The organism is Rhodococcus sp. IEGM 1351, from assembly GCF_030056875.1.
GTDB classification, from domain to species: Bacteria; Actinomycetota; Actinomycetes; order Mycobacteriales; family Mycobacteriaceae; genus Rhodococcus_F; species Rhodococcus_F opacus.
Genome location: NZ_JASHKU010000034.1, coordinates 14,410 through 38,822 on the forward strand (window position 1 = coordinate 14,410; position 24,413 = coordinate 38,822).

Genomic DNA, 24,413 nt, shown 5'->3' on the forward strand with positions numbered 1-24,413 from the left:
ACCGGCGACGATTCGGCAACATATCCGGAACAGGGCTCATCTGTCGTAAAATGTTTGCAAGATGATGGTGCTGCGCGTGTGTACGTTGGCGGTGGCACGGATCTCCTGCAGCAGGTGTTCCAGCTCCCGCGGGGAAGCGACGCGCACCAGCAGCACGTAGCTCTCCTCCCCCGCGACCGAGTGGCACGCTTCGATTGCGGGGAGGTTCCGCAACCGGGCGGGTGCATCGTCGGGCTGCGACGGATCGAGAGGAGTGATCGCGACGAATGCGGACAGACCGTGCCCGAGCGCATCCGGATCGATCTTCGCGGTGTACCCGCGGATCACTTTGCGGGCCTCGAGCCTGCGCACCCTGGACTGCACGGCAGAGATCGACAGCCCCGCCTTCTCGGCGAGTGTCGCCAGAGTCGCCCGGCCGTCGGCCACCAACTCCTGCATCAGTACCCGATCGATGTCGTCGAGAGGAGTATGGGGTGCGTCGCTACGAAAAGATTCCACCACCAGCGCAGGCTAGCCCAGCGGAGGTGCATCATGGTTGAAACGTGGGAGCTCCGCGCCCGCTTTGCCCGGGCACTGGCCGCGACGTACGGCCGGGAGGTGCCCGCATACGACACACTGGCCGAGGTGGCCGGTGCGGTCAACGCGGACTTCGCGGCGCGACACCCTGCCGACGCCGAACGCCGTGGCGGCCTGGCCCGGATCACATCCGAACGCCGCGGCGCGATCAGGCTCGGTGGACCCACGGAGCTGCGCCAGGCGGCCATCCTGTTCGCGGGCTTCGGAATGCACCCCGTCGGCTGCTACGACCTGCGCGACGCGCCCGCACCCGCGCCCGTCGTCTCGACGGCGTTTCGTCCCGTCGATCCGATCGAACTGGCCCGCAACCCGTTCGGGATGTTCACGTCGATGCTCACCACCGCCGATCGCCGGTTCTTCGACTGCGACCGGCAGCGCCGCCTCGAGAACGTTCTCGCCGCGCGCACGGTGTTTCCCACGGAGGTGCTGCACCTGGCCGCGCTCGCGACCGAGGAAGGCGGGCTGACGGCGCCGACGGCGGAGCGGTTCGTCGCACTGGCGGCCACGGCCTTCGCATCGCCGGACACCGCGGCCGACCGGTCCTGGCACGCCGAGTTCGAACGTATCTCCCCCGTCGCCGCCGACATCGGTGGGCGCACGAGCGTCCGCGTCGTCCATCTGGCGCCACGGGTCTTCGACCTCGACGACCTGTGCCTGCGTGCGGCGCGCCGCGGCCTCACGATGATCGGACGCATCCAGGGACCGCCCGCATGGGGCGGCCCGGACGTACTTCAGCGGCAGGCGTCGTTCCGCGCCGCCGGCGAACCACGCGGAGTCGTCGTTGCGGAGTCGCGCGGCATCGCACTGACACCCGAGGGACGGGAACTGTGCGACCGTCTGGCGGACGCCGACTCCGCCCGCTGGGAACGCGAGTTTCCGCGGACTGAAGCCGAACTCGAGGCGAGCGGGCTGGCGTACTTCAGCCACCGACTCTCCGGCGAGGAAGACGTCGCGGAGCCCATTCTCTACGAGGACTACCTCCCGGTGGCGGTGGACTCCGGCCCCGACCACCCACCATGGCTCGCCGAGACCCTCGGCCGGCCTGTGCACGACCCGTTCACGCTCTACCGACAGCAGCAGGATCGAACCCGAGAGAGGACAGCATCGTGAACCTTCCCGCCCCCGAGGAGTTGTGCCGACGCGCCGAGGAAGCACTGATCCGGTGCGGCGCCGAGATCACCGACGCCGGTGGACCGCTCGTCGCGCGAACCCCGATCACCGGGACCGAACTGCGCACGGTGACCGCGAGCAGCACGGACGACGTGGACCGGGCGATCACCGCAGCGCACGACGCCTTCCTCGAGTGGCGTACCGTTCCCGCCCCCCAACGCGGCGCGGTGGTGCGCCGCCTGGGTCAGCTTCTGACGGAACACAAGACGGACCTGGCGGAACTGGTCACCCTCGAGGCGGGCAAGATTCCGTCCGAGGCGCAGGGCGAAGTGCAGGAGATGATCGACATCTGCGAATTCGCGGTCGGTCTGTCACGCCAGTTGTACGGCAGGACGATGGCCTCGGAACGTCCGGGACACCGGCTGATGGAGACGTGGCACCCACTGGGAGTCGTCGGGGTGATCTCGGCGTTCAATTTCCCCGTCGCGGTGTGGTCGTGGAATACCGCCGTCGCGCTGGTCTGCGGCGACACGGTGGTGTGGAAGCCGTCGGATCGGACTCCGCTCACCGCGATCGCCTGTGATGCGCTGCTGGCGCGCGCTGCCCGCGACGTCGGTGCACCCGCCGGGATCCACGCCCTGGTCCAGGGCGCGGGGGACGTCGGCGAGCGTCTCGTCGACGACGCACGCGTGGCGCTGGTCAGCGCCACCGGGTCGGTGCGGATGGGTCGCGCCGTGGGTCCGCGCGTCGCCGCGCGTTTCGGCAAATGTCTACTCGAGCTGGGCGGCAACAACGCAGCGGTGGTGGCCCCGTCCGCCGATCTCGATCTGGCCGTGCGGGGAATCGTCTTCTCCGCCGCGGGCACCGCGGGCCAGCGCTGCACGTCCCTGCGGCGGCTGATCGTGCACTCCTCCGTCGCCGACGAGCTGGTGCAGCGCATTTCTTCGGCGTACGGCCAGTTGAAGGTCGGGAACCCGTTCGACGACGGTGTCCTCGTCGGTCCGTTGGTGAACCGCTCCGCGTTCGAGGCCATGCAGACCGCGTTGGACAAGGCCCGCGCCGACGGCGGGACCGTTGTCTGCGGCGGCGAACGCAGCGGTGGCAGCGACTCCGCCTACTACGTCTCGCCCGCCCTCGTCCGGATGCCCGCGCAGACGTCGGTGGTGCAGGAGGAGACGTTCGCACCGATCCTCTACGTCCTCACCTACGACGACTTCGACCAGGCGATCGCATTGCACAACGAAGTGCCCCAAGGGCTTTCGTCGTCGATCTTCACCACCGATCAGCGTGAGGCCGAGAGGTTCCTCGCGCCAGACGGTTCCGACTGCGGCATCGCGAACGTCAACATCGGCACGTCGGGTGCGGAGATCGGCGGGGCGTTCGGCGGCGAGAAGGAGACGGGCGGCGGACGCGAGTCCGGATCCGACGCATGGAAGGCCTACATGCGCCGCGCGACGAACACCGTCAACTACTCCGATCGACTCCCGCTCGCGCAAGGGGTGGAGTTCACCTGATCGGCGGCGTCGACCGGCTACTCTCGGGGCGTGAGCAACTGGACCGAGATGGCGCGTGAGATTGCCGAGAACGTGTTGTTCCCGGTGGCCGACAGCGTCGATGCCGACGGCGAGATTCCCGACAGTCACTTCGAGACTCTCGCCGCCGACGGCTTCTACGGACTCGCGGCACCGGGCGAAGAAGGTGTGACGCCGTCGGTGCTGGTCGACGTGATCGAGACGTTGTGCGGCGGCTGCCTCACGACGGCGTTCACGTGGATGCAGCATCACGGCGTCGTCGCCGGTCTCGCCGATTCGCCGAACACGTCTCTGCAGGGTCGCTACCTCGACGGGCTCATCGACGGCACCGTCCGGGCCGGTGTCGCCCTGGCCGGAGCGATTCCCGTCCCGCCCACTCTGTGGGCACGCAGCGTCGACGACGGCTACGTGCTCGACGGGGTGTCGCCGTTCGTCACCGGCTGGGGCATCGTCGATCTGCTCCAGGTGTCGGCGCGCGACGAATTCGACGACTCCATCGTGCACGTCATCATTCCCGCGCAACCGCTTCGGGGACTCACCGCCGAGGAACTCCCGCTGATCGCGGCCCGCGGGTCCAACACGGTCCGGTTGACATTCGACGGGCTCGCCGTGCCACGCGATCTGGTGAGTGCCGTCGTCTCCCCCGACGACTTCGCGAAGAGCCAGCTGTTCGGGTCGTGGATCAACGGGTGCATGGCGATGGGGATCACCCGCCGGGCGATCAGCGAACTGGAGGCTCTCGGCGTCGACGCGGACCCGTTCGAAGAGCAGGCCGCACGCGCACGACTCGACCTGAACGCGGCACTCGAAGGCCGCGCCGAGATCGCCGAAGCACGGGCCCGCGCTTCGGAACTCGCCATCCGCACCGCCACCGCCCTCGTCACGGCGAAGGGCAGCTCGTCACTGCTCGCCGGGAACACCGCCGAACGCCTCATGCGTGAAGCCACCTTCACGCTCGTCGCAGCGGGACGTCCGGCGATCAAGTCGGCGTTGCTGGAGCGCCTCGGCCGCGACTAGCGGGTGCGGACCCTCAGGTCACCGAACAGCGAGTACGACACGATGCGGATCGTCGGGGCTGCGGGCCCGGGATCCTGTGCACCGGCGTCGAGTTCGCGGTCGCCGAAGAGGTCGAAACCACCCACCTCGACGTGCACGCCCTCCGGAACGGTGATCGTGCTGTCGCCGAACAGTGTGACGAGCGTGATCGTCGACGTGCGGGCGCCGATCACGGCCGACCGGAGGTCGAGCTTCACGTCCCCGAACACGAGCAGGGCCAGTGTCTTGACGGCGAGCGACCAGCGGCCGGAACGCTTGGTGTCGCCGAAGATTCCGACGATGGTGGACTGAGGTCGCGACACCGGCGCCGCTGGAGCTTCGACGGGGACCAGCCGCCGAAGACCTTCGACGTCGACGTCGCGGGACCAGACGATCGCGGCTTGCTCCGAATACTCCTCCAATGTCAGCTTTCCGTCCCCCACCCCCTTCTCGAGGCGGGCTTGTGCGGCCTCCCGGAGTCGGTCGAGTTCGCGGCTGTCCCCTGCAGCAGTCATTACTCCACCGTAGCTGTCGGTGCCCTCGTCTACTGTCTGACGGCTACACCCGTGACACACCGCCCCTTCGACCGAAGCGAGACAACGTGTTCAAGTTGATCCGCGCAGTTGCTCTGGCGCTACTCGCTGTGGGCGCCTACGTGGTGGTCTCCGAGCACGAGCCCGCCACCGTCGAGTTGCCGTCGCCGTCGTTCGCTCCGGCGACGGCGAAACTCACGACAGTGTGAGGGGCGGCGCACAGCTAGGGCACACCGTCCTCGGCACATGCCCGGTCGCGGGCTTTCCGGCGAGCGCGGGCGATCAGCTCACCGGCGTGATGTCGGTGATTGATTCGCGGGTTTCTGTCCGGGTCGATGTCCGGTGGTGGAATCCATTCGGTGCGCTGTCGGTGTATCCGCCGTTGCGCCACTCCTGCAGGGGGTGCACCGCGCACATGCTGGCCGGGGCCGCGCAACCAGGTCGTGTGCATCCGCCTTCGGCGGCGATGAGAGCGAGGCGTTGGTCCGCGCTCGCCACTCGTCGGCGCCGTCCCAGATGCAGGGGCCGGCCGTCGTGGTCGAACACGACGAGCACCGGGTGGGCGCGTTCGGCGAGCTTCATCGCGTCACCGAGGGGAAGGAGTCCGCCGGTGGCCGTGGTGGTCACGCCGCCTGCCGCATTCTCGAGTTGGTCGAGAGTCATGGTGATGATCACCGTGACGGGCAGACCCCGATGCCGGCCAAGGATCTCGGATTCCAGCATGACCCGGAATATCGCGCTGAGGGCGTCGTGGTTTCTCTGCGCAGCAGTGCGAGTGTCACGCGCTGCCGCCGCCACCAGTGCTTCACGGTCGATCGACGGATTGTCGGCGTCGCCAGACGGTGACTCCGGCTCGTCCGGGTTGTTCATGCCGGGGCGAGCCCATTTCGCGAGGATCGGGTCGAGCAGAGCGCGCGCTGTGGGGTCGAGTTCACCGCAGATCTTCGACATCAGTTCGGAATCCTGACGGCCCAGCGAAACACCACGCCGCCGGGAGCGATCACGATCGTCACCCAGGTTTCCGTCGGGATCGAGATGAGCGAGGAGGCGGTGGCCGGCACTCTCGACATCTTCGGGTGTACCTTCTCTCGCACACTGCGCCAGGATCGACTCCGCCAATGCGACGTCGGCGTTGGTGACCGCATGCGGGATCTTTCGCATGATCTTCCGGATTACGCGTGCATGGTCGGCACCGATGTCGCCATCCCGTTGCGCGGAGGCGGTTTCCGGCAGCGCTGCCTCCATCTGCTCGCCCGAAGCTGTATGAAACAGACCGAGGTCGCGGGCGGCCGCCACCCGTGCCGACGCGTCTGCTGCCGACACGCGCAGCACCTCGACCAGGAGCTTGTTCGGTGAGTTGCAACCGAGCGCCGCGGGTAACGAGCGTTCGACACTCTCGACGATCAGCCGCAGCGAGACTGCACCGGCGCGGCGGAGGGACTTCTCGAGCTGGCCTTGTCGGCGAGTACGGCCGCGCGCCGCGCGCCGGACAGTGCCTCCGCGGAATCTCACCACTGAGCATCGAGGTGACCGTCGTCGGCATTCCAGCGCCGACCGACAGCAGAAACGACGCGAGTCCCGACGCAATCGCCCGTGCCACCTCGGGGATGAACATCCCAGACCGAACTGGATTCCAGAGACCGCACGGTATGTTCCCGCTGCCTGTCACACCCCCGGTGCACTATGGAACGGTGAGCGACGTCCTGGGCAGGTTTTCCGCTGCCACCCGCGAGTGGTTCGACGGCGCCTTCCCGGCGCCGACGGCCGCGCAGCTCGGTGCGTGGGAGTCGATCGCCAGCCGCGCGCACACGCTCGTCGTGGCCCCGACCGGTTCGGGCAAGACGCTGTCCGCGTTCCTGTGGTCCCTCGACCAACTCGCCGCCACCGACGGAACGGACCGCAAGACCAGGGTCCTCTACATCTCCCCGCTCAAGGCCCTGGGTGTCGACGTCGAACGCAACCTGCGCGCCCCGCTCGTCGGGATCACGCAGACAGCCAAGCGGCTCGGGCTCTCCCCGCCGGAGATCTCGGTGGGCGTCCGCTCCGGCGACACACCGGCAGGTGACCGGCGCGCCCTGATCAAGAATCCGCCCGACATCCTCATCACCACCCCCGAGTCGCTGTTCCTCATGCTCACGTCCGCCGCGCGTGAGACGCTGACCCAGGTCGACACCGTCATCGTCGACGAGGTGCACGCGGTGGCAGGCACCAAGCGCGGCGCCCACCTGGCCCTGTCGCTCGAACGTCTCGACCAGCTTCTCGCCACCCCGGCGCAGCGCATCGGGCTGTCGGCGACGGTGCGCCCGCACGAGGAAGTGGGCCGGTTCCTGTCCGGTTCGGCCCCCATCCGGATCGTCGCGCCGCCGTCGCCGAAGACGTTCGACCTCACCGTGCAGGTGCCGGTCGAGGACATGACCGAACTCGGCCTCGCCGAACCCGCCGAGGGTTCGGCGTCGGCGACCCCGCAGGCGGGGTCGATCTGGCCGCACGTCGAGGAACAGATCGTCGACCTCGTCCTGGCGCACCGGTCGTCCATCGTGTTCGCCAACTCGCGGCGCCTCGCCGAGCGCCTGACGGCTCGGCTCAACGAGATCTACGCCGAACGCGCCGGGACCGCCGTCGACAAGAACCCGAAACCGGCCTCGCAGATCGGCACGCCATCCGAGGTCAATTTCGGCGCGGACCCCCTCCTCGCCCGCGCCCACCACGGGTCGGTCAGCAAGGACCAGCGGGCCCTGATCGAGGACGACCTGAAGTCGGGGCGACTGCGGTGCGTGGTCGCGACGAGCAGCCTCGAACTCGGAATCGACATGGGCGCGGTCGATCTGGTGATCCAGGTCGAGGCACCACCGTCGGTGGCGAACGGTCTGCAGCGAGTCGGCCGCGCCGGACACCAGGTCGGGGAGATCTCGCGGGGTGTCGTGTTCCCGAAGCACCGCACCGATCTCGTGCACTGCGCGGTCACCGTCGAGCGCATGGTCACCGGGAAGATCGAGGCGCTCGCCGTCCCCGCCAACCCGCTCGACATCCTCGCCCAGCACACGGTGGCGGCCACCGCGCTCGAGCCGCTCGACGTGGACGACTGGTTCGAGACGGTCCGGCGTAGCGGTTCCTTCGCAACGCTGCCCCGCTCGGCGTACGAGTCCACCCTCGACCTTCTCGCCGGCCTCTACCCGTCCGACGAGTTCGCCGAGCTCAGGCCCCGCCTCGTCTGGGACCGCGAGGCCAATACGCTCACCGGACGCCCCGGCGCGCAGCGGCTGGCGGTCACCTCGGGTGGCGCCATCCCCGACCGCGGTCTGTTCACGGTCTACATGGTCGGTGAGAAGGCGTCCCGCGTCGGCGAACTCGACGAGGAGATGGTGTACGAATCGCGGGTCGGCGACGTCTTCGCGCTCGGGGCCACCAGCTGGCGGATCGAGGAGATCACGTTCGACCGGGTGCTGGTCAGCCCCGCCTACGGGCAGCCGGGGAGGCTGCCGTTCTGGCACGGTGACGGCCTGGGCCGGCCGGCGGAACTGGGCGAGGCGCTGGGGCAGTTCCTTCGGGAGATCTCTCTCGGGCACGAGATCGAGGTGCAGGAACGCTGCCGCACCGGCGGGCTCGACGAGAACGCCACGAACAATCTCGTTCAGCTCGTCGCCGAGCAGAAGACCGCCACCGGGCAGGTCCCCACCGACCGCACCCTGGTGGTCGAACGATTCCGTGACGAGCTCGGCGACTGGCGACTGATCCTGCATTCGCCGTACGGCCAGCGTGTTCACGCTCCGTGGGCGCTGGCCGTGAGTGCGCGGCTGAGCGAGCGGTACGGCCTCGACTCGAACGCGACGGCCTCCGACGACGGCATCATCGTGCGTCTTCCCGACACCGAGGACACCCCGCCCGGCGCCGACCTGTTCGTCTTCGACACCGACGAGATCGAGGACATCGTCACCGAACAGGTCGGCGGTTCGGCACTGTTCGCGTCCCGGTTCCGTGAGTGCGCGGCCCGGGCGCTGCTGCTGCCGCGCCGCAACCCCGGAAAGCGCGCACCGCTCTGGCAGCAGCGGCAGCGGTCCGCCCAGCTGCTCGACGTGGCCCGCCGGTATCCGACGTTCCCGATCCTGCTCGAGACCGTCCGCGAGTGCCTGCAGGACGTGTACGACCTACCGGCGCTGAAGGACCTGCTCCGCAGGCTCGCGCGTCGCCAGATCCGCATCGTCGAGGTGGAGACGCAGTCGCCGTCGCCGTTCGCCGGCGCCCTGCTGTTCAACTACGTCGGCGAGTTCATGTACGAGGGCGACAGCCCGCTCGCCGAACGCCGGGCGGCGGCGCTGTCCCTGGACTCGACGCTGCTCGCGGAACTGCTCGGCAGGGTGGAACTGCGCGAACTGCTCGACGCCGACGTCATCGCCCACGCCGAACTCGAACTCCAGCGCCTGCTTCCCGACCGCAAGGCGAAAGATCTCGAAGGCGTCGCCGACCTGCTGCGCCTCCTGGGTCCGCTCACCTCCGACGAGGTCGCCGCACGGTCGACCAGCGATCCCACCCCCTGGCTCGACGAACTCGTCCGCGCGAAGCGGGCGCTCGCCGTCTCCTTCGCCGGTCACGAATGGTGGACGGCCATCGAGGACGCTGCCCGCCTGCGCGACGGGCTCGGGGTGCCGCTACCCATCGGTGTTCCCGCCGCGTTCATCGAACCCGTCGACGATCCGCTGGCCGACCTGATCAGCCGGTACGCCCGCACCCACGGTCCGTTCACGATCACCGACGCCGCCGCCCGTTTCGGGCTCGGTTCCGCGGTGGCCCGTGACGTGCTGCAGCGACTCGCGCAGGGCAAGCGGGTGGTCGAGGGCGAGTTCCGCCCCGGCGCGACGGGAAGCGAATGGTGCGACGCCGAGGTTCTCCGCCGACTCCGCAGGCGCTCGCTGGCCGCGGCGCGGCAGGAGGTAGAACCGGTCAGCACCGCGACGCTCGGCCGCTTCCTCCCGGGCTGGCAGCACGTGGGGGGCACGCTGCGCGGCATCGACGGCGTCGCGACCGTGGTGGAACAGCTTGCCGGCGTCCCGGTGCCCGCCTCGGCACTCGAGTCACTGATCCTGCCGTCCCGGGTGGCCGACTACTCCCCCGCCATGCTCGACGAACTCACCTCCACCGGCGAGGTCCTGTGGTCGGGCGCGGGCAGCATCTCCGGCAAGGACGGGTGGGTGTGCCTCCACCCCGCCGACACCGCACCGCTCACGCTGACCACGCCCGCGGAATCGGATCTGTCCGATGTCCAGCGCCGGGTGCTCGACACGCTGTCCGGCGGCGGCGCGTACTTCTTCCGGCAACTCGCGGACACCCTCGAGATGTCCGACGACACCGCGCTGGCCACCGCATTGTGGGATCTGGTGTGGCTGGGCCACATCGGCAACGACACGCTCGCCCCGGTGCGTGCCCTGCTGTCGGACACGTCCAGGACCACCACGAGCCACCGGTCGCCGCGACGACCCCCACGCGCCCGCGCGTACCGCAGCCTGACGGTCCCGGTGCGCACCGCACCGCCCACGGTCGGGGGAAGGTGGTCGATCCTCCCCGCCGCCGAATCCGATGCCACGCTGCGTGCCAGCGCCACGGCCGAACTGCTCCTGGAGCGGTACGGGGTGGTGACGCGCGGGTCCGTGATGACCGAGAACGTTCCCGGCGGATTCGCGCTGATGTACAAGGTGCTGGGCACGTTCGAGGACAACGGCCGCTGCCGGCGAGGACATTTCGTCGAGTCGCTCGGCGGTGCACAGTTCTCCACCCCGCCCGTGGTGGACCGACTCCGGAGCTACGGCGACTCGCTCGAGGGCAGGCACACCACCCTGCCCGCTGTGACTCTCGCCGCCAGCGATCCCGCCAACCCATACGGTGCGGCTCTCCCCTGGCCGAAGCGCGGCGACGACGCGCCCGCGCACCGGCCGGGACGCAAGGCCGGCGGTCTGGTGGTGCTCGTGGAGGGTGAACTGATCCTGTTCGTCGAACGCGGCGGGCGCACCATCCTCACCTTCACCGACGACCCCGGCGTTCTCCGCACCGCGGCGGTCACGCTCGCCGGTGTGGTCAAGCGCGGCGGGATCGACAAGATCGTCGTCGAGAAGGTCGACGGCGACACCATCCACGGCAGCGACTTCGCGCCGATCCTGACCGAGGCCGGTTTCTCGCCCACCCCTCGCGGATTCCGGTTGCGAGCCTGAGATGCCCGAAGGCGACACCGTCTGGCGCACCGCCAACTCGCTTCGCGACGCCCTCGCGGGCAAGGTGCTGACCCGCTGCGACGTGCGGGTCCCCCGGTACGCCACCGTCGACCTGTCCGGCCAACTCGTCGACGAGGTGGTCAGCCGCGGGAAGCACCTTCTCATCCGGGTCGGCGACTACTCGATCCACACGCATCTGAAGATGGAAGGCGCGTGGCACGTCTACGCGCACGACACGAAGTGGCGCCGTCCCACGCACCAGGCCCGGATCGTGCTCGCCACCGATGACAGGGTGGCGGTCGGATTCTCGCTCGGCATCACCGAGATCCTGGGGCGTGACGACGAGGATTCCGCGGTCGGCCACCTCGGCCCGGATCTGCTGGGACCGGACTGGGACGCCGACACGGCGATCCGCAACCTGCGGGCGGCCGGTGACCAGCCCATCGGTCTCGCCCTGGTCGACCAGCGCAACCTGGCCGGTCTCGGCAACGTGTACCGCAACGAGGTCTGCTTCCTCCGCGGCGTCCATCCCTACACTCCGTCCAGCGGCGTGGCCGACCTGCCCGCGCTGGTCACGCTCGCGCATCGCATGATTCACATCGACAAGAACAACTCCGTCCGACATCGGCCGTGGGTGTACGGGCGTGCCGGAAAGCGTTGCCGCCGTTGCGGGACGGTGATCGAAGGCCACGACCTCGGTCAGCAGCAGATCTTCTTCTGCACGTACTGCCAGCCGCCGATGGTGGATTAGCGAAGGACGGTGGTCGGCGGCCCGAGCGGCGGCGGTCTGCGAGTCCGTCTGCGGCCGAACAACCACGCGGCACCGTCCGGCACCCACAGCACCGCGGCCGTGGCGATCGTCAGCAGATACGTCGGCGCGATTACGGGCAGGAGAAGGCACCCGAGCAGGGCGACGGGAAAGTCTCTGCGCCACAACAGCGACAGCACGACCGGAAGCACAAGAAAGAGCGCGGCCAGGCCGAAGTGCGCGGTCGCCAACGCCCACGGCACGCCCACTACCCAGCACAGCATCCCGAGCACCTGGTGCGCGATGAGCAGGAACCGGGCGACGTCGGTGAACGTCCAGAACCGGCCGACCTCGACGCCGACCCAGAAGATGCGGCTGCGGAACGGTCCGACGCCCTCGTCGAGCAGGGCGAGCCGGAACAGTTCGTCCGCGTGCCGTCGCAGCGTGTTTCCCGCCGGTCCCTGCGCGCTCGCACGTTTGCAGAGGTCGTCGTGCATGATCGCCGGAAGCAGCTGCCGGCCGTACGGGGTGAGCAGGCCTTGCAGCGGCGCGGGGATCGATGCCAGATCCGTGCGGAGAAGGCACGGCATCGGGGCGCAACCGGGAACCGTCACCACCGTGTCGCCGTGGACGTAGACGAACTCGCCGACGAGTTGGAAGAACTTGCGGTCGAGTACCCGAAGCTCGGGTTGCGGGCGAGTCGGATCGTCCACGGATACCTGGAACGGCATGCGCACCTCACTCGTGGCCGGCCTTGTTTGCCTCCACCACCAGAGTGACGCAATGAGCGACGAATTGCTCGCGCGACGCGGCAACAGTTCCGTCGAGATATCCGATGAACAGCGTCGTGAGCGCGCCCACCACACCGACCGCGACGAGCTGTTTCTCCACCTCGTCGTCGACGGCGGACAGCTGGTCGTGCACGAGTGCGACGAAGCCGGGCATCAGGTCGATGCCCCGCCTGCTCAGCGCGGGTTCCGACAGCGGTGCGAGCAGCAGCACGCGGCCCATGGCGGGATCGTCGACCATGAGTTTCACGAACGCGTCCACGGCGGCCTCGGCGCGCTCCCGCGCGGTCTCGGTGGACGCGACCGCCTCCACGAGAGCGGCCTGCGCCTCGTCACCCACTGCGGTGTAGACCGAGCGCACGAATTCGTCCCGGTCCTGGAACGACTCGTAGAAGTACCGTTCGGTCAGCGACGCGGCGCGGCAGACCGCGCGCACGCTCACCGCGGGCCCGTCCGGGGCTCCGAGCAGCGCGACGCCCGCGCGGAGTAGCGAATTCCGCCGTGCTTCCCGCCGGTCCTCCAGCGTCACTTTTCTCGCTCCGATCCTTGACTACGTGTGTTGTCAGATCCTAGTCTGACAACGTGCGTAGTCACTTGAACCCGGACGGTACGCCCGTCCCGGCCTCCGCCCCAGTCCCCCTCGGCCCCGACTCGTTGACCTGGAAGTATTTCGGCGACTGGCGCGGAATGCTGCAGGGCGTCTGGGCCGGGTCGATGCAGAACATGCATCCCGGACTCGGCGCGGGCGTCGAGGAACATTCCCGCTTCTTCGACGAGCGATGGGAGCGGCTCTACCGGTCGCTGTACCCGATCGGCGGCGTCGTCTTCGACGGCGACCGTGCTCAGCAGACCGCCGAGCAGGTGCGGGGGTATCACGACAACATCAAGGGAATCGACAAACACGGCCGCAGGTACCACGCCCTCGACCCCGACACGTTCTACTGGGCGCACGCCACGTTCTTCATGGGCACCATCCTCACGGGCGACCACTTCATGGGTGGCCTCACCGAAGACCAGAAGAGCCGGCTGTTCACCGAGCACATCCAGTGGTACCGCCTGTACGGAATGAGCATGCGCCCCGTCCCGGAAACCTGGGAGGCGTTCCAGGAGTACTGGGATCACATGTGCCGCAACGTCCTCGAGGACAACAAGGCCACCCGCGACGTCCTCGACCTGTCCGGTCTCGGCGTTCCCCCGTTCCTGTCGTGGCTACCCGACCCGATCTGGGCGATCCTCCGTATCCCGGTGGCGAAGGGCTTCGTGTGGCTGACGGTCGGCATGTACGACCAACCGGTCCGCGACCTCCTCGGCTACCGCTGGACCACACGCGACGAGCGCCTGCACACCCTCGCCGGCCGCGCCGTGGGCGCCGTCTTCCGGCTCGTGCCCTGGCGCTACCGCTACCACCCGCGCGCCCGCGCAGGCTGGGACCGCGAGACCGGACGCGCCCCCGCGCACGCTCCGCTCGTCCACACACCCCGACGCAATCTTCCACCGCTCGGCCGGCGCGACGACCCCCAGCACTACAGCCCGAAGGTCTGAGTTCCCAGGGAGCTCACAGACAACGCCCACACCGCTCACGGGTTCCGGGACGATGCTCGGTCACATGGAATACATCGCTGTCGCAGCCCTCGTCGTCATGGCTCTGTCGGGAGTCGTCACCGCCCACGCCCCGAAATCGCTCGTCCACACCCGCTGACCGACGAGATCGTGGAATGCTCGAAGGATGGACTGGGACCTTCCGAGGCTCTTGAACCGCCCGCCGCTGATCAGCGACGAGCCGCTGTCGCCCGACCATGCGGCGAGCCGCATCAGCGCCTACATCTACGGCAACATCCTGGTGCTCGCCGCGCTCATCCCGGTCACCAAATCCCAGGAGACCCTGGGCATCGCCATCGTCGTCGGTGCCGCGCTGTCCACGTTTCTCGCCCACGTGTTCGCCGAGTCGGTAGGCCAGACGCTCCGGCTGGGCAGATCACTGTCCAGCACCGAACGCCTACGGGAACTACGGGACAGTGTCCCCGTCCTGACGTCCGCGGTGGTGCCTGCCGTGATCCTCGGCACGGCCCTGCTGGGCTGGCTGGAACCGAGAACCGCGCAATTGACCGCCGAGATCGTGATGATCGCCCGTATCGGGTCGATCAGTTACGTGATCAGCCGTCTCCGCCGCGAAAGGGTCACGAACGGCACGCACCTCGCCGCGTTCGGCCTCGCCGTGATCGCGACGATCATCGTGGTCATCAAGGTATTTCTGACACACTGACCGGTGGTTCGAGCAGTTCCACCCGCGACTCGGGCGCCGCCGCCCGCAACGCGTCGGCCGACAGGTCGTCCGGCTGGGCCTGCGACTGCACCTCCGCCTCCACCCGCGCCTGATACGTCTTCACCTCACGGTCGACGGCGTCGGCGTCCCAGCCGAGGACGGGGGCCACCAGTTGCGCCACCTGCTCGGCGCAGTTCACACCCCGATGCGAGTACTCGATGGCGATGCGCGTGCGCCGGGCGAGGATGTCGTCGAGATGGAGGGCGCCCTCGGCCGCCGCCGCATACACGACCTCGACCTGCAGGTAGGCCGGTGCGTCCGTGATGGGCTGGAGTAGTTCCGGTTTCCCGCTCGCCTGATCGAGCACCTCGTCGATCAGCGAACCGTACCGGTCCAGCAGATGCTTCACGCGGTACGGGTGAAGGCCGTACATCTGGCCGAGGTGAACGGTCTGATTGACCAGCGCGAAATAACCGTCCGCGCCGACGAGCGGCACCTTCTCCGTGATGGACGGCGCCATCCGCGCGGGAATGTCGTCGGCGGCGAGATCCACGGCGTCCTCTGCCATCACCCGGTAGGTGGTGTACTTGCCGCCCGCGATGGCGACCAGGCCCGGCGCCACCCGCGCGACGGCGTGTTCCCGCGAGAGTTTCGACGTCTCGTCGCTCTCCCCCGCGAGCAGCGGACGCAGGCCCGCGTAGACGCCGTCGATGTCGTCGGGGGTCAGCGACGTCACCAGCACCTTGTTGACGTGACCGAGGATATAGTCGATGTCGGCCTTCGTGGCCGCCGGGTGCGCCAGATCGAGATTCCAGTCCGTGTCGGTGGTGCCGATGATCCAGTGGCTGCCCCACGGGATCACGAACAGCACCGACTTCTCGGTGCGGAGGATGATCGCGGCGTCGCTGACGATCCGATCGCGCGGCACCACGATGTGGACGCCCTTGGACGCGCGGACGCGGAACCGGCCGCGTTGCCGCGACAGCGCCTGGATCTCGTCGGTCCACACCCCCGTGGCGTTGATGACGACGTGCGCCTTCACGTCCGCGGTGCGGCCGTCCTCGCAGTCCCGGACGCGCACTCCGGAGACCCGGTCCGCCTCCCGGAGGAATCCGACCACCTGCGTGGACGTGCGCACGACCGCCCCGTAGTGAGCGGCGGTGCGGGCGACGGTCATGGTGTGACGGGCGTCGTCGACGACGGTGTCGTAGTACTGGATGCCGCCGGTCAGCGAGTTGCGCTTGAGCCCCGGCGCCATCCGCAGCGCACCCGCGCGCGTCAGATGTTTCTGCGCCGGAACCGATTTGGCGCCGCCCATCCGGTCGTAGAGGAAGATGCCCGCCGCCATGTAGGGGCGCTCCCACACGCGGTGGGTGATCGGGAACAGGAACTTGAGCGGCTTCACCAGGTGCGGCGCGAGGGTGGTCAGCGACAGCTCACGCTCCCGGAGTGCCTCCCGGACCAGTCCGAACTCGAGTTGCTCGAGATAGCGCAGACCGCCGTGGAACATCTTCGACGAGCGACTCGACGTCCCGGACGCGTAATCGCGTGCCTCGACCAGCGCCACCTTCAGCCCGCGGGTGGCCGCATCGAGGGCCGCACCGGCTCCCACCACACCACCGCCGATCACGACGACGTCGAACTGTTCGGTCTGCAGCTTGTCCCATGCGGCATCACGCTGCCGGGGACCGAGGAACTGCACACCTGGCTGACTACTCAACTCGGGCTCCTGTGAGATGACGACGGATTCTCTGCCAGGCTAGTAGCTTCATGCGTGTGATTCAGTACATCGCCGCGATAGACCAGGGCACCACCTCCAGCCGCTGCATGATCTTCGATCACGACGGCGCCGTGGTCAGCGTCGCCCAGAAGGAACACGAGCAGTTCTTTCCGCGCGCAGGCTGGGTGGAGCACGATCCGACCCAGCTGTGGATCAACACCCGTGAAGTGGTGGCGTCCGCGCTCGCGAAGGCCGATCTCACCAAACGCGACATCGCCGCGATCGGCATCACCAATCAGCGGGAGACGACGGTCGTGTGGGACCGGGACACCGGAGAACCCGTGTACAACGCCATCGTCTGGCAGGACACGCGCACCGACGAACTGTGCACGCAACTCGGCGGCGACGAGGGCCCGGGCCGGTACCGGAAGTGCACCGGCCTGCCGCTGTCCACGTATTTCTCGGGGCCGAAGGTCCGGTGGATTCTCGACAACGTCGACGGCGCACGGGAGAAGGCGGACGCGGGCGAGCTCTGCTTCGGCACCATCGACAGCTGGATTCTGTGGCACATCACCGAGGGCACGCACGTGACGGATGTCACCAACGCCTCCCGCACCTTGTTGATGAATCTCGAGACCCTCGACTGGGATCCGGAGATCTGTGCCGATTTCGGCATCCCGATGTCGATGCTGCCCGAGATCCGCAGTTCGTCGGAGGTCTACGGCGTCGGACGCCCGCACGGGACGCTGCCCGGCGTGCCGGTGGCCGGAATCCTCGGCGACCAGCAGGCCGCCACGTTCGGGCAGGCCTGCCTGTCGGAGGGCGAAGCGAAGAACACGTACGGAACGGGGAACTTCCTGCTGCTCAACACGGGGACCACACCCGTGCACAGCAAGCACGGACTCCTCACCACTGTCTGCTACAAGATCGGTGACGCGCCGGCCGTCTACGCCCTCGAGGGGTCGGTGGCCGTCACCGGCTCACTGGTGCAGTGGCTGCGCGACAATCTGGGAATCATCGAGTCCGCCAAGGACATCGAGGATCTGGCCAAGTCGGTCGACGACAACGGCGGCGCCTACTTCGTGCCCGCGTTCTCCGGACTGTTCGCACCGCGCTGGCGGCCCGACGCCCGCGGGGCCATCGTCGGCCTCACCCGGTTCGTGAACAAGGGCCATCTCGCCAGGGCCGCCCTGGAGGCCACCGCATATCAGACCCGCGAGGTGATCGAGGCGATGCGCGCCGATTCGGGCGTCGAACTCGCCTCCCTCAAGGTGGACGGCGGCATGGTCGTCAACGAGACCCTCATGCAGTTCCAGTCGGACATTCTCGCCGTGCCCGTCATCCGTCCCGTCGTCAACGAGACGACGGCTCTGGGCGCCGCGTACGCCGCCGGGCTGGCCGTCGGCTTCTGGGAGAGTGAGGACGACATCCGCGCGAACTGGGCCGTCGACAAGACGTGGGAACCCGCGATGGACGAGGCCGAGTCCACCCGGCTCTACGCCGAGTGGAACAAGGCGGTCGAACGGACCTACGACTGGGCGTGATCGGCGTACGCGTCGCCGAGTCTCGCCGCAGCACCCGTCAGCACGTCCTCCGAACAGGTCGCGAAGCACAGCCGCAGAGCGCTCCGGTGCTCCGAGGCGACGCAGAAAGCCGATCCGGGGACGAAAGCGACACCGTGGTCCACGGCGGTCTGCAGCAGTGCCGCCGTGTCGATGTCCGCGTCCGTGAGCTCGGTCCAGCAGAACATCCCGCCCGCCGTCGACGACACGCGGGCGCGGTCGCCGAACGTCGAGGTGACGCCGTCCGCGAGCGCCCGGGCCCGGGACCCGTAGCGGGCGCGCAGCATCTCCAGATGCAGGCCCAGCCACGGCTCATCCGACAGCAGTCCGGCGGCGATCTGGTGCGTCAGCGACGAACCGCAGAGGTCCGCGCCCTGCTTGAGCAGCTCGACGGCCTCACACACCCGCCGGTCGCCGTGCAGCCACCCGACCCGCAGCGCAGGCGCCAGGATCTTCGACGCACTGGACAGCCGGATCACCCGGTCCGACAACGCGGCGACGGGTGCGGGCGGTGGCCCGTCGAAGAAGAGTTCACCGTACGGGTCGTCCTCGATCACCCAGAAGCCGTAACGGTCCGCCAGTGAGGCCAGGTGTTCCCGGCGGCCGGGCGCCAGGACGACGCCGCGAGGGTTGTGGAAGTTGCTCACCGTGTGGACCACGGTCGGCCGCAGTCCGTCCTCGAGCATGCCCTGCAGGGCGGCGGTGTCCATCCCGTCGGCGTCGAGTGCGACGGACCGGACGTCGGCCTCCGCGGCCCGGAACACCTGTAGCGCTCCGGTGTAGGCGGGTTCCTCGACGATCACGACGTCGCCGGGATCGAGCAGCACCTGGGCGAGAAGGCTCAGCGCCTGCTGCGAGCCGTGGGTGACGACGACGTCGGCGGCGCCGAGCGGCCGGCCGATCTTCGCGCCCTCCCGGGCGGCGAGCACGTCGCGGAGCCGGCGCAGCCCGGTGGTCTCGCCGTACTGGACGGAGGCCGGGTCCGCGAGCGCGAGTTCGGCTTCCTTCCGGATCCGTTCGCGCGGAATGAATTCGGGGTCGGGCAGCCCGCCTGCGAGGCTGACCACGTCGGGCCGGGCGGTGAGGGTGAGAAGGTCACGGATGGCGGAGCTGTGCAGACCATCCATGCGGCGGGCAAGTGATTGCGGCATGTCGACTCCCAGGAGGCACGTCAAAGCAGGGATCAGGTGAGGAACACCCTGTCCGTCCTGGGTCTGCGGGGCGGGAGAGCGCCGAGGCACGGGTCGGTGATTTCGAACCGTGCCCCGACTATCTCACCGGAGGAGCCACTATGTGAAATGCATATCCCACACTTCGGGATCAGTCCAGGTCGTCGTGCCGCATCAGCTGGCGTGCCGCCTCGGTGATCGAACCCGTCAGCGACGGGTACACCGAGAACGTCGCGGCAAGATCGTTGACGGTGAGGTTGTTCTGCACGGCGATCGCGATCGGCAGGATCAGTTCCGAGCCGTTGGGGGCCACCACGACGCCGCCGATGACCACACCGGTGGCCGGACGGCAGAAAATTTTCACGAAGCCCCGGCGCAGTCCGGACATCTTGGCGCGCGGGTTGGTGTTGAGCGGGAGCATGACGGTGCGGGCCGGCACCTCGCCGTCATCGATCGCGGCCTGGCTGACGCCCACGGTGGCGATCTCGGGGCGGGTGAACACGGCCGAGGCCACGGTCTTCAGCTTGATGGGGCTGACGCCCTCACCGAGCGCGTGGTACATCGCGATGCGGCCCTGCATGGCGGCGACGGACGCGAGCGGCAGCAGACCGGTGCAGTCGCCCGCCGCGTAGATCCCGGACACCGGCGTCCGCGACACACGGTCCACGCGCAGGTATCCGCCCTTGTCGAGCTCGATGCCGACCTTCTCCAGTCCGAGACCCTGGGTGTTGGGAACCGAACCGACGGTCATCAGGGCGTGGCTGCCCTCGACCGTCCGGCCGTCGGCGAGCACGACGACGATGCCGTCCTCGGTGCGCTTCACGGCATCGGCCCTGGCGTGCTTGACCAGGGTGACGCCACGCTCGGCGAGGACGTCCTCGAGCACGAGGGCGGCGTCGGCGTCCTCACCGGGCAGGACGCGGTCGCGACTGGACACCAGCGTGACCTTGACGCCCATCTCGGTGTAGGCGGACACGAACTCGGCACCGGTCACACCGGAACCGACGACGACGAGGTGCGTGGGCAGCTCCTCGAGGTCGTAGAGGTCGCGCCACGTCAGGATGCGCTCGCCGTCCGGCTCCGCCCCGGGGATCACCCGGGGGCTCGCGCCCGTGGCGATCAGGACGACGTCCGCATCGAGTGTCTTCTTCTCGCCGTTCCCGAGGGTGGCACACACCTGGTGGGACGCCATGCCCAGTCGCGGGTCGGCGATCTCGGCGGTGCCCGACAGCAGTTCGACACCCACCGTCTGCAGGCGGGTGCGGATGTCGGAAGACTGCGCCTGCGCGAGGCTCTTCACGCGGGCGTGGATCTGCGGCAGCGCGACCGTGGCCTGCTCGGGATCGAGCGCAATGCCCAGGTCGGTGGCGCGCCGCATGTCGGTGCGCACGCCGGTGGAGGCAATGAACGTCTTGGACGGCACACAGTCGAACAGAACGCAGGCGCCGCCCACCCCGTCCGAATCGATCAAGGAGACGGAGGCGCCGTGCTGTGCGGCCACCAGCGCTGCCTCGTATCCGGCAGGCCCGCCACCAATGATCACGATTCGGGTCATCTGTCCTCCAATTCAACTGTCGACCGGGGTCTCCGGCCGGCTCTTCCTGCGATCGCAGCGCGTCGTGTCGTGCACTGCATGCAACAGATTACTAGCCACCGTTTAGGCTTGCCGCCGTGTCGATCTATGCCGCCTACGGGTCCAACATGCATCCCGAGCAGATGTTGCAGCGCTGCCCACACTCGCCGATGGCGGGGACGGGCTGGCTGCACGGCTGGCGACTGACGTTCAGTGGCGGGGACATCGGCTGGGAGGGCGCACTCGCCACCGTGGTCGAAGACCCCGATTCCAAGGTGTTCGTCGTGCTCTACGACGTCCCCGAGGAGGACGAGGTCAGCCTCGACCGATGGGAGGGCTCCGAACTCGGCATCCACCGCAAGATCCGCGTCCGCGTGGACACCGATGGCGAACCCGTTCTCGCCTGGTTGTACGTGCTCGACGCGTACGAGGGCGGCCTGCCGTCCGCTCGCTACCTCGGGGTGATGGCCGACGCCGCAGAGATCGCCGGGGCCCCCTCCGACTATGTGCGCGACCTGCGCACCCGCAACAGCCGCAACGTCGGACCGGGCACCGAATAGAACCGCCTGACGCCGCGCCTCAGCCCAGCACGAGGCTCGACAGCACCCGGACCCCCACGCCCAGCGCCCGCTCGTCCAGATCGAACGTGGGCTGGTGGATGTCGAGTTGCTCGCCGACACCCGACCAGACGCCGAGCCGGGCCATCGCGCCGGGAACCTCTTCGAGATACCAGGAGAAGTCCTCGCCGCCGCCGGACTGCGGCGTGTCGGCGAGGGCGTCCGGGCCGACCGTGCGGATGGCGTCCTCGAACATGCGCGTCGACACCTCGTCGTTAACGACGGGCGGGACGCCGCGGCGGTAGTTGAGCTGGTACCGCACCCCGGTGGGCGCGAGCAGACCGTGGACGATCTCCCGGACCAGCGGCTCGAGCATCTCCCACGTCTCGTGATCGCCGGTCCGCACGGTGCCGGTCATCATGCCGGTCTGCGGAATAGCGTTGGGCGCCCGGCCGGCGCTCACGGCACCCCACACCATCACGGTGCCGGTGCGGGGGTCGATCCGCCTGCTGAGCATGCCCGGCAACCCGGTCACGACGGTGCCCAGCGCGAACACGAGGTCGGTGGTCAGGTGCGGACGCGACGTGTGGCCGCCCGGTGAGTCGAGCACGACCTCGATGGTGTCGGCCGCGGACGTGATCGCGCCGAGCCGCACCCCGACCCGCCCGGCCGCGAGCCGCGGATCGCAATGGAGGGCGAAGATTCGCGACACCCCTTCGAGCCGTCCGGCAGCGACGACGTCGAGCGCACCGCCGGGCATGACCTCCTCGGCGGGCTGGAAGATCAGCCGGACACCCACCGGGAGGTCGGGGATCTCGCTGAGCGCCAGACCGGTTCCCAGCAGGATCGTGGTGTGGGCGTCGTGTCCGCACGCGTGCGACACGCCCGGCACCGTCGACGAGTACGTGGCGCCGGTGAGTTCCTGGAGCGGAAGCGCGTCGATGTCGGCGCGCAACGCGATGCGGGGACCGTCCGACGGTCCGAGATCACACGTGAGGCCCGTCCCGCCGGGCAGCAGTTCGGGCGACAGACCGGCCGCAGCCAGCCGGGTCGCCACGAATTCCGTCGTCGCGTACTCGTGTCGCGCGAGTTCGGGATTGGCGTGGATGTGTCGACGCCACTGGGAGAGTTCGTCGGTGTGAGCGAGAATCCATTTGTCGACTGCCGCGTTCACCGGCGATCAACTCCTTCCAACAACCGCACCCGCTGTGTGTCGTCCGTCGCCGCGCGAACTGCCGTGCGAGCCAGCGCAATCGCTCCGTCGATCACAGCGCGGTCGGCGGACTCGGTGATGCACGCCGCCGCGAACCGAGGCTGATGCGTCACCGCGCCGCCCGAATCGAGGCCGATGACGGGATGAATTCCGGGCAGGACGTTGGTGACGTTGCCCATGTCGGTGCTGCCCAGCGGACGGACGCCCTCCCACTCGAGCGGCAACGGTGTCCGTCCCATGTCGATGATCTGCTCCCGGTACGTCGCGACCAGCCACGGGTCCGGCGTCAGTTCCGTGTACGTGGGCGACACCGTCCGGATCTCGTGCGTGCACCCGGTGGCGAGTGCGCCGGCCGCGAAACACGCCTCCGCGCGTGTCGTCAGCTCGGACAGCGCCCACGCCGTCTCGGCGCGCAGGTAGTAGAGCATTTCGGAGCGTGCGGGAACGATGTTGGGCGCGGTGCCGCCGTCGGAGACGATCCCATGGATCTGCTGCCCCGGCGAGAGGTGTTGGCGCAGCAGGCCGATCCCGACCTGGGCGACGGTCGCGGCGTCGGCGGCGTTGCGCCCAAACTCCGGTGCGGCCGACGCGTGCGCTTCGCGGCCGGTGAACGTGACCGCGATGTCGGCCAGCGCGAGGGACGTCGCTCCCGTGATGTCGATCGGACCCGGATGCACCATCAGCGCGGCCGCGACATCGTCGAAGACGCCTTTCTCGAGCATGGCGATCTTTCCGCCGCCGCTCTCCTCGGCGGGCGTCCCGATGACCCGCACCGTGATCCCGAGCCGGCCGGCGACCGTGGCGAGCGCGACGCCGGCACCGACCGCGGACGCCGCGATGATGTTGTGCCCGCACGCGTGACCGATCTCCGGGAGCGCATCGTACTCGGCACAGATTCCGATGACGAGGTCGCCGCTGCCGAACGTGGCGTCGAACGCCGTGGGCAGGTCCGCGATGCCCGACTGCACGTCGAACCCGCTGCGTGTGAGCAGTTCGGTGATCTTCGCGACGCTCCGGAACTCCTCGAACGCCAGTTCCGGTTCGCTGTGGATCGAATGGGACAGCGCGATCAGATCGGTCTCGATTGACCTGACCGCCGCCTCGACATCCGCATTCACGTGCTCATTCTCTCACCCGAAGCTGAAGTTGCTCTTGTCCGTCACCGTGGCGAGCGCGGCGAGGGCGTCGTGATGGATTCCGCGCTTGATCCCGGCGAGGTTGGCGCCGCGGGTGGCGGTCAGTGCGGCGGCCCGTGTCACCGCGGCCGCGAGGACGCCGTCCCCGTCCGCGATCTCGTCGACGATGCCCGCGCCGAGCGCGTCCGAACCGCCGTAGCGGCGGCCCGTCGTCATCGCCTCCACCGCAGTCTGCTTGGGCAGACGGGTGTTCAGGAGCGCCGACATCCCCACGGTGAAGGGCATGTTCAGCGACACCTCGGGGAGGCAGTAGAACCCGCGGTCGGCGCGCATGACCCGGAAGTCGTGCGACGTGGCGAGCATCGCGCCGGCACCGAAACTGTGCCCCTGCACGGCGGCGACGGTGGCCATCGGGAACGCGAGGAGGCGGCTGTAGATCGTGTGCACCCGGTCGAGGTATTCCGGGAGCTTGTCCGTGTTGGCGAAGATCCACGTGGTGTCCAGACCGTTCGTGAAGAACTTGCCCGTCGCGGTCGTGACCAGCGCGGCGGGACCCTCATGGGCTTCCACCTCGTCCAGCGCGGCGTGGGTGGCGTCGATCCAGTCCGGATGGAAGCGGTTCTCGTTGTCCGTCTCGCCCTCGTTGCCGAGGTTCAGGATGAATACGTCGCCGTCGCGATCGAGATAGGGCATGAGTG

Annotated in this window: 21 protein-coding genes; 10 read left to right on the forward strand and 11 right to left on the reverse strand. The window is 68.7% G+C overall.

All coding sequences use genetic code 11. The features are described from left to right. Positions 1-36: 36 nt before the first annotated feature. On the reverse strand, positions 37-501 hold the full coding sequence (locus QM806_RS36190; RefSeq protein ID WP_037208656.1) for an Lrp/AsnC family transcriptional regulator: 465 nt from the start codon (positions 499-501) through the stop codon (positions 37-39). 30 nt (positions 502-531) lie between these two features. Between QM806_RS36190 and QM806_RS36195 the strand changes: the two genes are divergently transcribed. Genes QM806_RS36195 through QM806_RS36205 form a run of 3 tightly spaced genes read left to right on the forward strand, consistent with a single transcriptional unit; the run spans position 532 to position 4,235 of the window. After that, positions 532-1,686 carry a 2-oxoadipate dioxygenase/decarboxylase family protein gene (locus QM806_RS36195; RefSeq protein ID WP_054248899.1) on the forward strand — a complete coding sequence of 385 codons (1,155 nt, stop codon included), beginning with the start codon at positions 532-534 and terminating at the stop codon, positions 1,684-1,686. Beyond that, positions 1,683-3,200, forward strand: a complete 1,518-nt coding sequence (amaB, locus tag QM806_RS36200; RefSeq protein ID WP_065490409.1) for an L-piperidine-6-carboxylate dehydrogenase — start codon at positions 1,683-1,685, stop codon at positions 3,198-3,200. The genes QM806_RS36195 and amaB overlap by 4 nt, the downstream gene beginning before the upstream one ends. Before the next feature lie 30 nt (positions 3,201-3,230). Further along, entirely contained in the window at positions 3,231-4,235 is a 1,005-nt protein-coding gene (locus QM806_RS36205) for an acyl-CoA dehydrogenase family protein (protein WP_120659303.1), read from the forward strand. Here the strand turns inward: QM806_RS36205 and QM806_RS36210 are convergent. Further along, a complete protein-coding gene (locus QM806_RS36210; protein WP_005265533.1) occupies positions 4,232-4,768 on the reverse strand; it encodes a LiaF domain-containing protein in 537 nt (178 codons plus the stop codon). The two genes, QM806_RS36205 and QM806_RS36210, sit on opposite strands and share 4 nt — an antisense overlap. A gap of 86 nt (positions 4,769-4,854) precedes the next feature. Here QM806_RS36210 and QM806_RS36215 point away from each other — a divergent pair, with 86 nt between their 5' ends. Next, entirely contained in the window at positions 4,855-4,995 is a 141-nt protein-coding gene (locus tag QM806_RS36215; protein ID WP_155756156.1) for a hypothetical protein, read from the forward strand. 73 nt (positions 4,996-5,068) lie between these two features. Here the strand turns inward: QM806_RS36215 and QM806_RS36220 are convergent, their stop codons facing one another. Continuing rightward, positions 5,069-6,298: a DUF222 domain-containing protein gene (locus tag QM806_RS36220; protein ID WP_248950095.1), complete on the reverse strand. Its 1,230-nt coding sequence runs from the start codon at positions 6,296-6,298 to the stop codon at positions 5,069-5,071. A 137-nt stretch (positions 6,299-6,435) separates the two neighbouring features. On the opposite strand from QM806_RS36220, the gene QM806_RS36225 reads away from it, so the two are divergent. Both QM806_RS36225 and QM806_RS36230 read left to right on the forward strand, forming a co-directional pair. Continuing rightward, on the forward strand, positions 6,436-10,986 hold the full coding sequence (locus QM806_RS36225; protein ID WP_065490406.1) for an ATP-dependent helicase: 4,551 nt from the start codon (positions 6,436-6,438) through the stop codon (positions 10,984-10,986). A 1-nt stretch (position 10,987) separates the two neighbouring features. After that, entirely contained in the window at positions 10,988-11,737 is a 750-nt protein-coding gene (locus QM806_RS36230) for a DNA-formamidopyrimidine glycosylase family protein (RefSeq protein ID WP_005573312.1), read from the forward strand. On the opposite strand, the gene QM806_RS36235 is transcribed toward QM806_RS36230, so the two are convergent. Next, positions 11,734-12,465: a DUF1353 domain-containing protein gene (locus QM806_RS36235; RefSeq protein WP_037203752.1), complete on the reverse strand. Its 732-nt coding sequence runs from the start codon at positions 12,463-12,465 to the stop codon at positions 11,734-11,736. The two genes, QM806_RS36230 and QM806_RS36235, sit on opposite strands and share 4 nt — an antisense overlap. 7 nt (positions 12,466-12,472) lie before the next feature. After that, complete coding sequence (locus tag QM806_RS36240; protein ID WP_005573314.1) at positions 12,473-13,051, reverse strand: TetR/AcrR family transcriptional regulator; 579 nt, start codon at positions 13,049-13,051, stop codon at positions 12,473-12,475. Between the two features lie 53 nt (positions 13,052-13,104). Here QM806_RS36240 and QM806_RS36245 point away from each other — a divergent pair, with 53 nt between their 5' ends. Further along, positions 13,105-14,064, forward strand: a complete 960-nt coding sequence (locus QM806_RS36245) for an oxygenase MpaB family protein (protein WP_051055275.1) — start codon at positions 13,105-13,107, stop codon at positions 14,062-14,064. Positions 14,065-14,248: 184 nt separating this feature from the next. Further along, positions 14,249-14,785: a hypothetical protein gene (locus QM806_RS36250; RefSeq protein WP_005256959.1), complete on the forward strand. Its 537-nt coding sequence runs from the start codon at positions 14,249-14,251 to the stop codon at positions 14,783-14,785. On the opposite strand, the gene glpD is transcribed toward QM806_RS36250, so the two are convergent. Beyond that, positions 14,763-16,505: a glycerol-3-phosphate dehydrogenase gene (glpD, locus tag QM806_RS36255; protein ID WP_120659304.1), complete on the reverse strand. Its 1,743-nt coding sequence runs from the start codon at positions 16,503-16,505 to the stop codon at positions 14,763-14,765. The two genes, QM806_RS36250 and glpD, sit on opposite strands and share 23 nt — an antisense overlap. Positions 16,506-16,555: 50 nt before the next feature. Here glpD and glpK point away from each other — a divergent pair, with 50 nt between their 5' ends. Then, a complete protein-coding gene (gene glpK / locus QM806_RS36260; RefSeq protein ID WP_120659305.1) occupies positions 16,556-18,049 on the forward strand; it encodes a glycerol kinase GlpK in 1,494 nt (497 codons plus the stop codon). On the opposite strand, the gene QM806_RS36265 is transcribed toward glpK, so the two are convergent. Beyond that, positions 18,034-19,218, reverse strand: a complete 1,185-nt coding sequence (locus QM806_RS36265; RefSeq protein WP_120659306.1) for an aminotransferase-like domain-containing protein — start codon at positions 19,216-19,218, stop codon at positions 18,034-18,036. The genes glpK and QM806_RS36265 overlap by 16 nt on opposite strands. Before the next feature lie 169 nt (positions 19,219-19,387). Beyond that, complete coding sequence (locus QM806_RS36270; RefSeq protein ID WP_120659307.1) at positions 19,388-20,791, reverse strand: NAD(P)H-quinone dehydrogenase; 1,404 nt, start codon at positions 20,789-20,791, stop codon at positions 19,388-19,390. Between the two features lie 116 nt (positions 20,792-20,907). Between QM806_RS36270 and QM806_RS36275 the strand changes: the two genes are divergently transcribed. Further along, complete coding sequence (locus QM806_RS36275; RefSeq protein WP_005256966.1) at positions 20,908-21,369, forward strand: gamma-glutamylcyclotransferase family protein; 462 nt, start codon at positions 20,908-20,910, stop codon at positions 21,367-21,369. Between the two features lie 19 nt (positions 21,370-21,388). Here the strand turns inward: QM806_RS36275 and QM806_RS36280 are convergent, their stop codons facing one another. From QM806_RS36280 to QM806_RS36290, 3 genes are read right to left on the reverse strand one after another with little or no spacing between them, the layout of a single operon-like run. Beyond that, positions 21,389-22,540, reverse strand: coding sequence for a M20 family metallopeptidase (locus QM806_RS36280; RefSeq protein WP_054247819.1), 1,152 nt, complete (start codon positions 22,538-22,540; stop codon positions 21,389-21,391). Next, positions 22,537-23,697, reverse strand: coding sequence for a M20 family metallopeptidase (locus QM806_RS36285; RefSeq protein ID WP_120659308.1), 1,161 nt, complete (start codon positions 23,695-23,697; stop codon positions 22,537-22,539). The genes QM806_RS36280 and QM806_RS36285 overlap by 4 nt, the downstream gene beginning before the upstream one ends. Before the next feature lie 12 nt (positions 23,698-23,709). Further along, positions 23,710-24,408, reverse strand: coding sequence for an enoyl-CoA hydratase-related protein (locus QM806_RS36290; protein WP_120659309.1), 699 nt, complete (start codon positions 24,406-24,408; stop codon positions 23,710-23,712). Positions 24,409-24,413 lie beyond the last annotated feature (5 nt).

Coding starts and splice junctions, on each gene's coding strand:
- QM806_RS36195 (WP_054248899.1), top strand. CDS start 532: ATGGTTGAAACGTGGGAGCTCCGCGCCCGCTTTGCCCGGGCACTGGCC.
- QM806_RS36210 (WP_005265533.1), bottom strand. CDS start 4,768: ATGACTGCTGCAGGGGACAGCCGCGAACTCGACCGACTCCGGGAGGCC.
- QM806_RS36225 (WP_065490406.1), top strand. CDS start 6,436: ATGTTCCCGCTGCCTGTCACACCCCCGGTGCACTATGGAACGGTGAGC.
- QM806_RS36230 (WP_005573312.1), top strand. CDS start 10,988: ATGCCCGAAGGCGACACCGTCTGGCGCACCGCCAACTCGCTTCGCGAC.
- QM806_RS36235 (WP_037203752.1), bottom strand. CDS start 12,465: ATGCCGTTCCAGGTATCCGTGGACGATCCGACTCGCCCGCAACCCGAG.
- QM806_RS36250 (WP_005256959.1), top strand. CDS start 14,249: ATGGACTGGGACCTTCCGAGGCTCTTGAACCGCCCGCCGCTGATCAGC.
- glpK (WP_120659305.1), top strand. CDS start 16,556: ATGCGTGTGATTCAGTACATCGCCGCGATAGACCAGGGCACCACCTCC.
- QM806_RS36265 (WP_120659306.1), bottom strand. CDS start 19,218: ATGCCGCAATCACTTGCCCGCCGCATGGATGGTCTGCACAGCTCCGCC.
- QM806_RS36270 (WP_120659307.1), bottom strand. CDS start 20,791: ATGACCCGAATCGTGATCATTGGTGGCGGGCCTGCCGGATACGAGGCA.
- QM806_RS36290 (WP_120659309.1), bottom strand. CDS start 24,408: ATGCCCTATCTCGATCGCGACGGCGACGTATTCATCCTGAACCTCGGC.